This is a genomic window from Fannyhessea vaginae DSM 15829 (genome assembly GCF_000159235.2).
In the GTDB taxonomy this organism is placed as follows: Bacteria; Actinomycetota; Coriobacteriia; order Coriobacteriales; family Atopobiaceae; genus Fannyhessea; species Fannyhessea vaginae.
On sequence record NZ_ACGK02000001.1, the window covers coordinates 405,671 to 419,818 of the forward strand.

At 40.2% G+C, this 14,148-nt stretch carries 13 protein-coding genes; 10 read left to right on the forward strand and 3 right to left on the reverse strand.

Annotation, left to right across the window (positions count from 1 at the left end):
- Nucleotides 1–75: 75 nt before the first annotated feature.
- From HMPREF0091_RS01775 to HMPREF0091_RS06275, 5 genes are all read left to right on the forward strand, one after another.
- Nucleotides 76–1,020, forward strand: a complete 945-nt coding sequence (locus HMPREF0091_RS01775) for a ComF family protein (RefSeq protein WP_006302474.1) — start codon at nucleotides 76–78, stop codon at nucleotides 1,018–1,020.
- Nucleotides 1,021–1,547: 527 nt separating this feature from the next.
- Nucleotides 1,548–2,516, forward strand: a complete 969-nt coding sequence (locus HMPREF0091_RS01780; RefSeq protein WP_010241779.1) for a substrate-binding periplasmic protein — start codon at nucleotides 1,548–1,550, stop codon at nucleotides 2,514–2,516.
- Nucleotides 2,517–2,846: 330 nt separating this feature from the next.
- Nucleotides 2,847–3,299 carry a LytTR family DNA-binding domain-containing protein gene (locus HMPREF0091_RS01785; RefSeq protein WP_006302477.1) on the forward strand — a complete coding sequence of 151 codons (453 nt, stop codon included), beginning with the start codon at nucleotides 2,847–2,849 and terminating at the stop codon, nucleotides 3,297–3,299.
- Complete coding sequence (locus HMPREF0091_RS01790; RefSeq protein WP_006302479.1) at nucleotides 3,299–3,751, forward strand: DUF3021 domain-containing protein; 453 nt, start codon at nucleotides 3,299–3,301, stop codon at nucleotides 3,749–3,751. Before HMPREF0091_RS01785 ends, HMPREF0091_RS01790 begins: the two co-directional genes overlap by 1 nt.
- Before the next feature lie 153 nt (nucleotides 3,752–3,904).
- Nucleotides 3,905–5,296, forward strand: coding sequence for a hypothetical protein (locus tag HMPREF0091_RS06275; RefSeq protein WP_006302483.1), 1,392 nt, complete (start codon nucleotides 3,905–3,907; stop codon nucleotides 5,294–5,296).
- A gap of 210 nt (nucleotides 5,297–5,506) precedes the next feature.
- On the opposite strand, the gene HMPREF0091_RS01800 is transcribed toward HMPREF0091_RS06275, so the two are convergent.
- The 3 genes from HMPREF0091_RS01800 to HMPREF0091_RS01810 all read right to left on the reverse strand — a co-directional run bounded on the left by HMPREF0091_RS01800 (nucleotide 5,507) and on the right by HMPREF0091_RS01810 (nucleotide 9,439).
- Complete coding sequence (locus tag HMPREF0091_RS01800; RefSeq protein WP_006302486.1) at nucleotides 5,507–7,312, reverse strand: aminotransferase class I/II-fold pyridoxal phosphate-dependent enzyme; 1,806 nt, start codon at nucleotides 7,310–7,312, stop codon at nucleotides 5,507–5,509.
- A gap of 11 nt (nucleotides 7,313–7,323) precedes the next feature.
- Nucleotides 7,324–8,367, reverse strand: a complete 1,044-nt coding sequence (locus HMPREF0091_RS01805) for a DUF1015 family protein (protein ID WP_006302488.1) — start codon at nucleotides 8,365–8,367, stop codon at nucleotides 7,324–7,326.
- Nucleotides 8,368–8,590: 223 nt separating this feature from the next.
- On the reverse strand, nucleotides 8,591–9,439 hold the full coding sequence (locus HMPREF0091_RS01810; protein WP_006302489.1) for a LicD family protein: 849 nt from the start codon (nucleotides 9,437–9,439) through the stop codon (nucleotides 8,591–8,593).
- Nucleotides 9,440–9,785: 346 nt separating this feature from the next.
- On the opposite strand from HMPREF0091_RS01810, the gene hpf reads away from it, so the two are divergent.
- From hpf to HMPREF0091_RS01835, 5 genes are all read left to right on the forward strand, one after another.
- On the forward strand, nucleotides 9,786–10,364 hold the full coding sequence (gene hpf, locus HMPREF0091_RS01815; RefSeq protein WP_006302490.1) for a ribosome hibernation-promoting factor, HPF/YfiA family: 579 nt from the start codon (nucleotides 9,786–9,788) through the stop codon (nucleotides 10,362–10,364).
- Between the two features lie 88 nt (nucleotides 10,365–10,452).
- The gene (locus tag HMPREF0091_RS01820) at nucleotides 10,453–11,487 is read left to right on the forward strand and encodes a DegV family protein (protein WP_006302491.1); all 1,035 of its coding nucleotides are present in this window, start codon (nucleotides 10,453–10,455) and stop codon (nucleotides 11,485–11,487) included.
- A gap of 66 nt (nucleotides 11,488–11,553) precedes the next feature.
- The gene (locus HMPREF0091_RS01825) at nucleotides 11,554–12,675 is read left to right on the forward strand and encodes an NAD(P)-dependent oxidoreductase (protein WP_006302492.1); all 1,122 of its coding nucleotides are present in this window, start codon (nucleotides 11,554–11,556) and stop codon (nucleotides 12,673–12,675) included.
- A gap of 9 nt (nucleotides 12,676–12,684) precedes the next feature.
- Nucleotides 12,685–13,116, forward strand: a complete 432-nt coding sequence (locus HMPREF0091_RS01830) for a hypothetical protein (protein WP_006302493.1) — start codon at nucleotides 12,685–12,687, stop codon at nucleotides 13,114–13,116.
- A 242-nt stretch (nucleotides 13,117–13,358) separates the two neighbouring features.
- Entirely contained in the window at nucleotides 13,359–14,141 is a 783-nt protein-coding gene (locus tag HMPREF0091_RS01835; protein WP_006302494.1) for an NYN domain-containing protein, read from the forward strand.
- Nucleotides 14,142–14,148: the final 7 nt, after the last annotated feature.

Below are 14,148 nucleotides of genomic sequence, written 5' to 3' on the forward strand. Positions count from 1 at the left end.
CAAATGTTTGCATTTTGATCGGTGACGTGTTATCATGAAGTAGCTCATACGTGCTGTTCCAAAAAAGGGATAGCAATGGATACGTGTGGAAAAATTTATGAAGAGGCGCTGCGTCAGGCGCGTGCAACTAAAGTTTTTATATACAATCCCTATGTTTCGTTTTGTACGTTTGAAACTTATCAGCAGTGTGTACACAACATATGTGCAAGCGATTTGTATGCACGCCAACGAGGCTCTTTTGCTAAGCGTGCGCTGGGAGTTTCGTTTGAAAAGCTTATGTGTCCTATTCTTTGCGTTGCTTGTAATAAACGATGCGATAGTTTTATATGCAAATCATGCTTTCATCGCTTGCTGTGGATAAATCCTGTATGGTCGTGTCCAAATTGCTCGGCTCCTGGTGGTTGGCTTACCTGTAGTGAATGTAGCGATTCATGGGGCTTTGCTTCTTGTCAGGCTGTTTATGAGTTTTCATCGTATACAAGACAGCTTATTTTACAATTTAAAGACCAGCGAGATACACGTTTATCTGCATGCTTAGCGGCTCTTTTGGCGTGTTTTTATCGTTTTATGTGTAGCACGTTTTATGCGAATAATGCGAACATGCGCACTGTAAAGTCCAGGCTGCTCTCTTCACAGCAAACATTGCAGAATATATACCACGCGCCACTGCGCTTACCCCATAACGCTGTGTGTTTTATTCCTGCAACGCGTAAAGCATATCGTTATCGAGGTTTTGACCATATGGAGCTTGTTACACAACTCTTTGCGTATGCTCTAGGAATTTCCTATTGCGATATTTTAATAAGGCCATATGCATTGGATCAAAGGCAACTTTCAAAGCAAGAACGTGTTGCTAATCTTACGGGTACTATTTCTGTACTACAAGATATGAGCAATAAACGGGTTCTCGTATTAGATGATGTTATTACTACTGGTGCGAGTATGCGTGAGGCCGCAAGAGCGTTAAAGCAAGCAAACGCAGCCGATGTGTCGGCTCTTGCGTTTGCACGCGTTTGGTGATTTAGAAGAATGCTTTAGCTGCATTTTTCGCGTAAGTCTTATTTACATGCTCCCTTGAGTGTGTTTCTACTGTGAGTGTGGTGCCTGTGCTTTTATGATGAGTTTCCGATTAAAATTTGGTATGCATGTATATCTCCTGCAAATTATATGGTAGACGTAGGTGCACAAGTTGGTATACTTAAGATAACTTATCTAGGTTTGTGGTTGCGGAAATGCATAAGTTCATTTGGGGCATTTCTTAGTCCAAGGCAGACGAGGTCAAAAGGATCCACGTAAATACATGTGTGTGCATATGTATGAGCATGGCTCGTCCTAGGGGTTAGTCATACCGTCTGTTGATTTCAAGGCATACGGCCTTGCAGACGAGAGAGCTTACAGTATGGGTACTGCGGTATACCAGCGAAGGCTCCGGTATGCGAGTGTGGGGTCAAATACCAGGTCAACTAGGTAAGTTATTATATTTGTACCTTAGAGCACTTTTTTCGAGATGATACTTTGTCATACGACATGTGTTAAAGGAGCGTTATATGAGCAGGCGTCACATATCACTTATTTTATGTTCTCAAGTTACACTCTTAAGTGTTTTGGCGCTTGGTGGTTGCTCTCTTTCTCCTGTTGAACTTCCCACACTAGAAAAACCTTCGGTGCAACAGGCTCAATCAGCTTCTCAAGCTAAGTTAACACCAAAAGTCACTGATGATAATTTGGTTACCCCACAAACACTTACCGTTGGGATAAAAATGAGTTCTAACATTGCTCCTTTTGTTATGCAAACTGATAATTCTGAGCTTTGTGGTCTAGATGTTGATTTGGCATATGCTTTAGGTGACGCACTTGGCTTAAAAGTTAGTTTCGTAGAAATTTCGGATGTGGGAAGAAGTTTAGGAAAAACATGCGATATTGTGCTTAACGCAAAACAAAACGAAACAACGGTTGCAAAAATTGTAGGAGGCTATGCAGAATCAGCCGCCGCACTTTTTGGTAAATCAACAGGTGAGCCTCTTAAAGCCTCAAATTTGTCTGGTAAACGTGTTGCACTTCAAAAAGGTTCAATTTCTGAGCTTGCATATAAGCGCTCAGGTTTAACGATGAAGCCAGTAGAATGTTCAAATCTTAACGAAGCCTTTGACGCTGTACAATCTGGGAAAGCTGATTATGTATTGTGCGAGGCGTATGCAGGTGCTTACATGGCAAAGCCTTTAACAAATATTACTTGTGTTGGCACGCTGGATAAACCTACACAGGCAGGTATTGCAGTGGCATCAAAAAACGAGTCGCTACAACATGCGCTTGAACAAGTGTCGTCTACTATTCAGGAAAATGGCATCTTGCAGCTCATTCGTTCTCGATGGGTTGGATCGCGTATCGTATTTTCTGCAGATACGCAAATAAAAGGTATGCCTGCTCCTCAATCAAAAAATAGTGAATCTCCAGAGTCCAAAGATAAAGACGCCTCAAACACATCTTCTGCTGGTTCAAATGCGGTAAATATCTAGGATTCGTGTGGCGGTATTTGGTTGTAATGAGTGTTGCGGATATGGAGTGCCTGTTATATAGAAATATAACAGGCACTTTTAACAGGTATTTGTGGTCCTTGCCTAACGAGTGGATAGGTGCTTAAACTAGGGTTTTAGGTAGACCTATGAGCGCCTTTATTCCCAGTTGCTTATGCATATTGTTTTACCTCATTTCGCATGTTTGGAAAGATTTTTGTATATTATGCTGTAAAGCAACCACTTATAGTGTTCGTACAACCACTTATTACATAGGTGTAGAAATCGCGCCCTGCTATCTTATAGAATTCTCATTGAACAGGAGGTGGACTCATGAAAATCGAACTTAAACTTGATAAAACATATGAGGAGCCAAAAATTATTATCACGGCAAATCAAGTTACGGACGAAATAAAACTTATCATGGACATGTTTTCCGATGAACGTGCTCATTTGATCGCTGGATTTAAAGACGGAGATGTTGTAGTGCTTGATCCATCTGATATCTATCGCATTTTTGCTCGATCTGGCAAAGTTTTTGCCCAAACAAGCCAAGGCGATTACACGCTTCGTTTGCGACTCTACGAGATAGAACAGTGGCTTATAAACAAAGATTTTGTACGGATATCAAATTCTGAAATTATCAACTTAAGCAAAGTGAAGAGCTTTGACCTGAGCTTTACTGGAACAATTTACGTAAAGTTGTCAAATGGAACAGGGACATACGTTTCTAGAAGATATGTTGCCAAAATTAAACAATTCTTAGGCATGAAAGGTGGTAAATAATGAAAAAGACACTCATTCAACTTGGACTTCTTGGGTTTCCTCTAGGCATTGCAATTGGTTATGTGATAACGCTCGTTATATCAATCGGTATTGGGGACAATTGTTACTATCCCGTCAGTCAAGAACTTATAAACACAGCTGGAACCGAATTGAACGCTGTTCTTCTTCAAACACTTTTGTGTGGCATAGTGGGTTCGTTGTTTTCAATGGGTTCGGTTGTTTGGGATATAGATTCGTGGAGTATTGCCAAACAAACGGGCGTTTATTTTGTAATTGCTTGTCTAGCGATGTTCCCCATTGCTTATTTTGCATATTGGATGCCTCATTCTGTTGTGGGCGCTGCGCTGTACGTGGGTATATTTATAGCAATATTTGTGATTTGTTGGATTACTCAATATCTTTCGATAAAGCATAAGGTCAGCGAAATGAATGCTGGATTGCATAAAATTTAAACGGCGTGGCAATAGGCATAATAAATTTTATACATGAAGCCAACTAGTACATACAGCTAAAAAAGTTTTGTTCTTTCAGGATTTTCGCTTCATATAAAGTGTACAATATATACCATTGCTCGATTATATAAACATGCCTACGAAGGAACATGTATGAAAAAATTTGTGCACGCCCCTCGCGCTTTAGTTACACTTGCTTTAATATGCTCTACTTCGGGTTTTTATTCGCCACAGAGCGCATACGCGATAGGTGGCGGAGGTATTTCCACCGTGACAGGGGGAGCAGTTAATTGTAAAGCCGAAAACACCTGCATCCAAAACATAGGCGATACTGCACATGTGAGCTATAAAATACAGACGTCTGCATTTCTTCTTTCGGGCAATCGTGCTCTAAGTGTTCCAAAAACTTCAATTTTTGTACCGAAGATCCTTAAAAATGTTAAATTTACCCTTGTAAGTGCACCAGGTTCTAAAACAAACAACATAGACACCGGTGCTCATCCACAAAAACAAGAGTTAACACCTACGGGCATACCTATTTATCGTGTGCCTGTTCACAAGGTATCCAAAATCATTCCCGTAGTATCGCTTGTTCATGATAATAATGGAGGATTTTGTGATGAACGCGGAAATCAGGCGCCGCTGGATAAAGGTGGATTTATTAGTTCTGACATACATGAACAAGACATGAGTATATATAAAAGTAGTGCTTATGTAGATGAGGGAGAACAAGATTCTGGAGTATCATATTTTGGCTATCAAAGTACCGCAAGTGATCTCAAGAATTATGAGCTCTATGATGAATATAGTTTTGAGTTGAAAGAACCAGGGGTGTTTACCCTTAAACTTGAAGGCGATGTTGAAACGAAGTCAACGCTTACAGTTTTGCCAATACGCGTAACTAATGTAGTTGCTCGCTGTGTGCAAGAAACCAATGGAAGCGATGTTTACGAACCTGATTGTCAAAGTCTTACGGAGTATGAACAGTTTAGGTATGGCGAACTCCCAAAATATTCGCTTTCTGATGACACAATTAATCAAACATTGCTTAAACATAATACAGAAGATGGACTTACAGGATATGGAAATTGTAGAGTTACGCGCGAAATTGATGCGCCTGATATGATCGGGCCAGATGTGGAGCCTGGGAAAACCTCTGCATTTAACGCGTATAAAGATACGTTTGCGCTTGAAGCTAACGCAGCTGAAAGTTATTTTTTGAATGGCGTAGATGAGGATGGCTGTGATCAGGCGGCGGCTGTTATTACAGTCTGTCCAAAGCCCACGCCAACACCTGAGCCCACGCCAACACCTGAGCCCACGCCAACACCTACGCCTACGCCCAAACCAACACCAAAACCAGATCCTGAACCAACTCCTAATCCAGGAGAGCCTCCAACAACTTCTAAACCGCCAGTGCCTTCTACACCAGAAACTAAGGTCACTGCCCAAACAAGCGATCTCTTTGTAAACCCCAGTGCTCATTTAGCTTCTGTAGTATTGGGTTCATTAGCTGTAATTTCTGGTGTATTTCGTAAGCACTAAAACTATATTTACCATTTTGTAAATTAACCATATTCTCGTGTAATAGTATTACGCGAGAATATGGTTGTAGTAACCTAAACCGCAATTGCAACTAGTATCTTTCACACCGTATACCTCAAAGCAAAACTCTACGTTTTCCTTGAAGCCATACTACGCAGATGTAATCATGCATGTACCCAGTTAAACATTTGCAAGTGGAACCTTTATATCTTAGAACATCTCATTTCTAAGAGCTTGAAGCAAGACATTGTCGTCTTTCTCATCGCGTACTGCAAGACGTAAATACTTTTTACCATCTACTTTTGACGACAGATCCTTAATTAAGATGTTGTATTTTGAAAGCATGATTTCAGTCAGTGCTGCGGTTGTTATGTCACCTGTGATCTGAACCATCACGTAGTTTGCTTGTGATGGAATAACTCTAAGTCCTCTGATTTGTGCGAGCTCTTGTTCAAAACGCGATCTTTCTGCTCTAATTTTTACTAAGGCACAAATATAATCTTTCTTATATTTTTCTGCAATTTGAAGATAATACTCGCCAAACGAATTGATATTCCAAATAGCAACTGTTTTTTTGATTTTTTGTATTGCCTCAACGTTTCCTGATGCCACAATGCCCAATCTAAGGCCAGGAATACCGTATGATTTTGAAATACTTTTTACTACAAATAGTTGAGGATTATCGTCGATAATGTCTTGTTTAATGAACGAGGAATCTTCTTCGTCTGCAAAATCAACAAAGGACTCGTCTAGGATAAACACAATTCCTCGTTCTTTTGTCCATTGAACGAGTTTAAGCATCTCATGTTTGGGGATATAATTTCCGGTAGGGTTATCGGGATTCACCAGCACTAAAGTTTTGATTGTTTTATCTGAGAAAAACGAAATAACATCATCGCAGGTATATGAATAATCTTTATTGCTAGGATAAAAACAAATCGACTGTTGTTGATGATAACGATTGGGATATTCTTCAAAGGTAGGACGAATGAAACCGACCTCTTTTGAGGTAGAATCCATAAGTGCTTTGATAAGCTCCGATGCGCCATTTCCTACGGTAATATTTTCTTGTTTGATATTAAAATTCTTTCCTGCTAACAAGGAATTTACTTCTAACCCAGAAGGATATTGAGTAAGCAGAACCTTAAAATTAGCTTGTAATTCTTCGACAAGTTTTGTTGGAGGAAAATACGGATTTACCAGATAACAAAAATCAAGGACGTGAGGATATCTCCAATAGCCTCCATAACGCTTCATCATTTTTGCAAGTTTTTCGGATGGTTTGCAAAAAATCGAGGATGCAATATCTAAGTCTTGTGCGTCATCAATTTCATACCATTTTTCACCGTTTAGCCTTTTAGCGCATAAAAGAGAGCTATCAAGCTCAACAAGGCTCTTTAAAGCACGTTCATAATATTGGTTGGTGCCCATAGCGCTCATGTATGCCTCTATAAAAGGCAAGTATGAACGTTTGAGAAAATCTTTTGAAAATTTGTAAATATTAACCGTTTTATAGTAGGAATCTACCCGTTTAAAGTCAAATTCTGAGCCTGGTACAAATTTTGTAATATGATCGTTTGTATCAAGTTCCAAACACGTTCCGTCCATCCAGGATTCATACTTATCTACAACGGCTAGGTTAGGACGCTTGTCAGACAATAAACCTTGAATCACCGTATCATCAAAAATTAAATCAGATTCAAGAAGAACGGTGTCGTCTTTAACAATTTCATCTTTTGCTAAATAAAATGAATAAATGTTATTGGTTTTATCATATATATCATTATGAACGTACACCAGCTCGATCCCTAAGTGTAATTGTTCAATATAACTTTGCAAAACGTCTGCCTTATATCCCACAACAACTATGACTCTTTGTATTCCCGCGTTAATAAGTTGGGTTAACATGCGCTTTATGAGTGATGTACCGTTAACTTCTACCATACATTTTGCTTGATGTTTTGTTATTCTTTTTAATCTGCTTCCCATACCTGCGGCCAGTATCAGTCCTTGCATAGATGATCCTCCTATTTATATTTTTTCATAATTAAAAACGATGGGAACTTTGGTTCAAAACACGTTGATTTTGGTGGCATCATTAAGTTGAGATCCATAAAGTGAATAAATTCCTGAGGAGTAACAGGATATACCTCTAAGAGGACATCATTTTGTCCTAAGACGTAATTCCCCATATCAAACTCGTTGCCCAACACAAAGGATAGGGCAGAAAAATCATTGATTCTAAACGCCACTGTTAATATTTGGGTATTTAAGCGTAAAACATCGTTATTCCAAAATTCATCATCAGCAATATTAGACAGTTTGACATAAAGCGTTTCATCTTGATAGGTTATCTTTACCACGCCTCTTTGAAGCACAGGGTCTTCTGAGATCATGTGTCTATTTATAAAAAGGTTCTTGGCAGCGTCAAATCTTACCGCATCTACATTTCTAATAATGCGATGAATAGGATAGATTTTTACGTCGTTCATATCCATAAGACAGGCAAGCATTGTTTCTTTGTGTTTTAGAATAGAAGTGGAGTATAAACGATGATGGCCGTCAGCAACGTAGAGAGTTTCTATTTCTTTATACATGTCTAATAATTGTTGAGCTTTTTCATCTAAGTAGATATAGATAGTAAGCTCGCCGAGTTGGTACACGTCATCACTTGTAACAGTTTTAACATAGGTTGCGAGGGGAATATGCTGTTTGTGAATAAGAAGAACGGGCTGCGTTTCTGTGTTGTAGATACTAAAATTAGCCAACATTCCTTGAACAGTGTCAGGAATAACTAATTCGTGCGTTTTAATTTTGCCCGTCTTATAGTCATCAATATCAATATCGGCGACAAGGCTATATACACCCTTGTTCTTCACAATAAATGCAGCGTGTTGATAATTCTTTATGCGATCGTTATTTAACTTGTCTTTTTGTGCTTGCGACAAAAACATTACGGAATCATCAAAATTGATTTTTCCATCATGTATGTAAGTCAGGTTAATGAAATCTGACTTATAACAATTTCCGCTCACATTGAGATAAGAATCGTTCAAAGTGCGCAATTTCATAACCTTCACCTCGTCAATCAGTCAATCATAAACGATGCATCTATCTTACATACTACCATGTAGGTACTACCACGCACTCAATGCTTGGTGGCTATAAAAGTGAAGAGTAGCACCTATATGTTTTAGGTGTTGCAACAAGATGATATAGCAATCCTCGACTTTGCAAAAACTTGCACGTTGAAAAATTGAAAGATACTATGCCTTAACGTTGCAAGCCACTAACTTACCAACGTCCAAAATCCAAACGAGCAGGATAGTGATTTTTACGCTGTTCAACAGGAGGCAGTTGCATATAGTCACCGTCATAAAATTGTGTTAAGTGCTCATGAAGATTGGCAGGGAAATTTACTTTCATCCCTTCAAAATCAAGCTGCTTAAGCGGGAAAATTTCGTCGTAAGACCAAACCGACTTATATGGATTAGTATCACACATAAACGCAAACCTTTTGGGCTCTTCATGTGAGTGTAGAGACTTTGCCTTGTTTTCTTGAGAAATACAGGTTTTCAAAGAAATGGGGAGCAGAGAAATGATGGTGCCTGCCGTATACGTTACTGCTTTAATAATGCGGCTTTTCCATCCGTTATTCAAAATAAAAGGTCGAGGAACAAGCTTGAGCATGCGCAAATGTGACCAAAACCATGCACGTCTAGCTTGTTTGCGAAACTCTTGATCGTTTTCACTTACGGTTTCGAGTGGATAAATATCCAAAAATATACCCAAATTAAGCGGGAGATCCTTCAGTGCTTCTTCGCAAAATTGCGTACCTTTGATCATAATACGAGTAGTAGAAAGCGGATATTTGGGATCTTTATCTGCGTTCATAATTTCATAGCGATCAGAATATTTTTCTTCAAAAACAGAAATCAAGGTATGGTAATCTTTTGAGGGAATACACAGGTCTATGTCATCATCCCAAGGGATAAAGCCCTTATGACGTACTGCTCCTATACCAGTTCCTGCATAGGCAAAATACGTGAGATTATGCTCGGAACAAACGTTAATGAAATCCTTTAATATCATCAATTCAAGCTGTTGTACGTGATGAAGCGTTTCATCATCATATTCAGTCATATGCACTCCTTATACTGTGGCATAACATACTTTATGACTCGATTATTTTAACAAAAAACAGCTTAGGTTATCATTATCCTGTCTATTTTACATACTTTTGTTCTAAGCTTTTATGCGCTATTTTCCTCTTAGCTTTATTAAAAAATGACGAGGCATTACTTCAAAGACGCATTAAGCGAAAAAATTCAGCCGTACAGCTATATTTGTTTGACGGATAGGCTTTGCGGGTATGAAATATATAGTAAAGCGTACTAAATTTAGTGTGGATGAGCGTATTGATGCCCGTTATAGCTGTTATAAAGGCTCATGCACCTTAATTTGAAGTAACTTTATCAAAGGAGGAATCATGACAGACATTAAAATTTCCGGTCGTAAGGTTTCCGTAAGTGATGCATTGCGTGATCACGTACAGCATAAAGTAGGCGATGCGCTTAAAGTCTTTGACATTACACCGATGAGCTGTGATGTGGTTCTTCGCGTAGATAAAAATCATTCAAACCCCGATCGTAAAACGTGCGAAGTTACGGTTTACGTTCGCAATAATGTGGTTCGGGTTGAGGCAAGCTCAGAAGATATGTATGCCGCTATTGACGCTGCAAGCGACAAAGTTACCAGACAGTTGCGTAAGTATAAAACGCGTATTATCGATCGCAAGCAACGCTCTCAAGCGCCAGCGCCTGCGCCTTCTAAAGACTTATCTGACTTAATTGATGAGGTTGCCGATGACGACATGCTGGTACGTGAGAAGTATATTGATCTTCACCCCATGACCGAAGAAGAAGCCCTTGTACAAACGGATTTAATTGGTCATGACTTTTATGTGTTTGAAAATGCAACAACTGGGTTAATTAATGTTGTTTATCATCGCCATAACGGTGGATACGGTATCATTAAACCTAAACTTGAAACAGAAGATGGTGAGTAGTTGTATTCATAGAGTGCAAGCGTGCGGTTGCGTTTCATAATCACATGTGTTAAAACTACGCCATCTTAACCGTTTGTGAGGATTGATTATGGATACAAACCAGTATAGCTCAATGGATGAACAGGCAAATTTCACCGATGTTCAAAGCAGCAATCAGGATTATCCGTGTGGCAACAATGTCCATATTATTGTTGATTCTACCTCGGATTTTTCGCCGGCTATTATTAAGCGCTTGGGTTTGGAAGTCATTCCGTTTACGTATGTCGATGAGGCAGGCATAGAGCACATGGATGACATGTGGCAAACTATGTCTGCCCACGATTTTTATGAGCGCATGAGAAAAAATCCTAAGATGCACTTTTCTACAACGGCAGTAACTCCTGGTAGATACTATGAATATTTTGAGCGCTGTGCTCAAAAGGGAACACCAACACTGTATTTATGCCTGTCGAGTGGATTGTCGTCTTCGATTGAATCGGCACGCCGCGCACAAGCGATGATCAAAGAAAAATTCCCTGATTTTGAGCTTTATGTGCTTAACAATCGTTGTGATTCAGCAGCAGGGGAGTTGCTTGCTATTGAGGTTGCTCATCAAGCATCGCTGGGTTTAACTGCTCAAGAAGTATATGAATGGGCGCGTGACGCTCGTTATTTTCTGCAGGGATTCTTTACGCTTGAAAACTTTGATGCGCTTGCAGCAGGAGGAAGAATTCCTCCAGCGGCGGCGAGTGTGGGTGGAAAGCTTAATATTAAACCGGTGCTTTCGTATGATCTTAACGGTGCGCTTACCTTGCGTGGAATGTGTCGTGGTCGTAAAAAAGCACTCAAAGCTATGATTCAGGCATTTGAAGCAGGATATGCAAAAGATACATCATTGCCGCTCGCGATTGTTTCAACCGATGCCGAAAAAGACGCCGATTGGCTTGAAAAAGAAATCAGAAAAGTTAAAGGTTGCGAGCGCGTGACTATTATCCGCTCTCAAGTGTCGCCTATTTTAGGCTCACATGTTGGACCAGGCATGGTTGCTATGGTTTATTGGGGCACAGACAGAAGGTGCGAACAGTCTTTAACCGATAAAATCGCGCAAAAAATCAAGAGAACTATGGGCGGAGCAGTTTCGTAGGCAGCCTCAGACGCGCATTTTGGTATATCGTACACATCTGTTTTCTTACTAAGGATTGATTCATCTATGAAGCAACGTATTACGACCGTGGCGTGGATCGGCACTGGAATTATGGGTGCACCTATGGCACATCATCTTCTTCGTGCAGGATATCACTTGATTGTGCATTCGCGTACTAAACAAAAGGCTCAAGCGCTCATTCAAGCAGGTGCACAGTGGGCAGAAGATGTTGCTTGTGCAGTGCGTCATGCTGATGCTGTGTGTACCATGCTTGGCTATCCGCAAGATGTTGAAGATGTTTATCTTACGCAGACAGGCATTTTGCAAAACGTTGCTAAAGATACCTGGATTATCGACTTTACCACGTCATCTCCGCTGCTTGCTCAAGAAATTCATCAGGCAGCTGCTCTTAAGCATTGCGTTGCATTTGATTGTCCGGTAACGGGAGGCGAAACAGGAGCAAAAACAGCTCATCTTACCGCCCTTATCGGAGCTCGTGAACAAGATATTTTGCCTGTTGTTCCTTTGATTTCTGCTTTTGCAAGCAAGCGATTTTATTTTAATGAAGCAGGAAAAGCGCAAGTTGCAAAACTTTGTAATCAGGTTTCTCTTGCTTCTTGTATGGTTGGTTATGCGGATGCCCTTGCGCTTGCTAAGCAATCTGGTTTAGATACTGTGCAGGTTATTGATATGATTTCATCGGGCATGGGTTCTTCGCGTGCGCTTTGTGAGCTGGCTCCTAAATCTTGTGATGGTGATTATAAGCCTGGCTTTATGGTTGCCCACATGAAAAAAGATTTATCACTTGCCCTTGAACATGCCCAAGAGGTTGAGGTTTCATTGCCTGGCGCGGATACCGCATATAACCTCTACGACATGCTCTGCGATATTGGGGGAAAACGTCTGGGAACTCAGGCAATTTCTTTACTCTATGAAGACGAAGCGCAAGGTGTTGCAGCAGGGCTTGATTGGTCGGCATATCAAAAAGATTCGTATATAGACAACGAACAAGAATCGCCATCGTCTGATCAATCGTCTGCTGATACCCATGAGCCAAAGTCTTGCGCGCAAGATCAAGATGCCAGAGGTGCTGCTTCATCTCATAGGAGCGGTCAAGAAGAATCTTCTGATTCATCCGATGGCGCGCACAGCGATATGCAGGGTCTTTTGGATAATTGGATGAAATAAGGATACGGTATGCCAACATTTAATTTTGCTTCTTTTGGTGTGGCGCTTATAGCGGTGCTTATGCTTTTATTTGGTATGGTACTTGGTACAAAAATAGGATCCGAGCTTGCCAAAAACTGTATAAATCATAAAGATTATTGGATAGCGCATCTTAAAATACTGGTAATAGGTGTTGTGATATCCGCTTTTGTGTGTTGGTTAAACCTTATTGTGCTGGCGGGCATTCCTATTGGTGCTATGGCAAGTGCTATCACGGTGCTCAAAATGGATTTTGGCGAAAGCGTTGGTGCTTGGAAATTTCATGATAAGTTCTTTCGTGTTAATAAAGATCATGTGCAGCGTGGAAAAACCAAGCAAAGCCGTCGTCGTGCAGAAGAGGTACGCCGTTCTTTGCGCGATAATACCGATGTGCCCGAATATATAAGCGTAAGCGATAAGTAGTAAGTACATAAGCGTGAACAATAAGCAGGCACACCTTTTAAATGAGCTCACAAATATATACTTCGTAAAATTTATAAATACTGTTGTCCTTACAAACACGGCGTTAATTATGCTGTCCATACGATATAATTACATGTAATATGCGATGTGTCTGATATTTATTTTTGCGTGTCAGCAGAGTATTAACAGGTATTTTATAGCTTTTACGTATATACAGACACGTCTTACAGAAAGGGTAGTATTTGAGCGACATCAATCAACGATCAATAGCTGTTTTTATTGATTACGAAAATTTTGCGGCTGGTGCAGGCGCGTCCAAAAATAAAGCATCTGCGCACGGTAAGCGCACGCAGCCAAACATGAAATGCGTGTTTAGCAGGCTTGTTGATAAAGGCCGTATTACCTTAAAACGTGCGTATTGCGACTGGCAGCGTTTTAAGCAAGATGTTACGCCTCTGCATGAGTTGGGTATCGAGCTTATAGAGATTCCCGATCGTTCGTCTACAGGCAAAAATTCTGCTGACATTCGTTTGGCAGTTGACGCAACAGAGATGTGCCTTACCAAAGACCATATCGATACATTTGTGATTCTTTCGGGTGATTCAGATTTTTCGCCTTTGGTATCAAAATTAAAAGAATTTGGAAAAACCGTTATCGGAATAGGCGCAAAGCCAATTACGAGTTCGCTTTTAGTTGAAGTTTGCGATGAGTTTATCTTTTACGAAGACATTTTATCGCAGGCTGGAATTCCCGAGTTTAAAGACATTGTACCTGCTGAAAAGCACCCGTGTTATCAGCTTTTGCTCGAAACAATTGACGCCCTTCAGCATGAAAATGATTCTGCGATTTTTGCTTCGCACTTAAAAATAACCATGATTCGTAAGTGCCCTCAATTTTCTGAGAGAAGCTATGGATATAGATGTTTTTCAGCTTTATTGGAAGAGGCGGCAAAATTACAGCTTATTACCATTCATAACGATGATAAAAAAGGCTCTGTTATGATAGATGGCTTTTCAGAACGTTAAGAGAGGA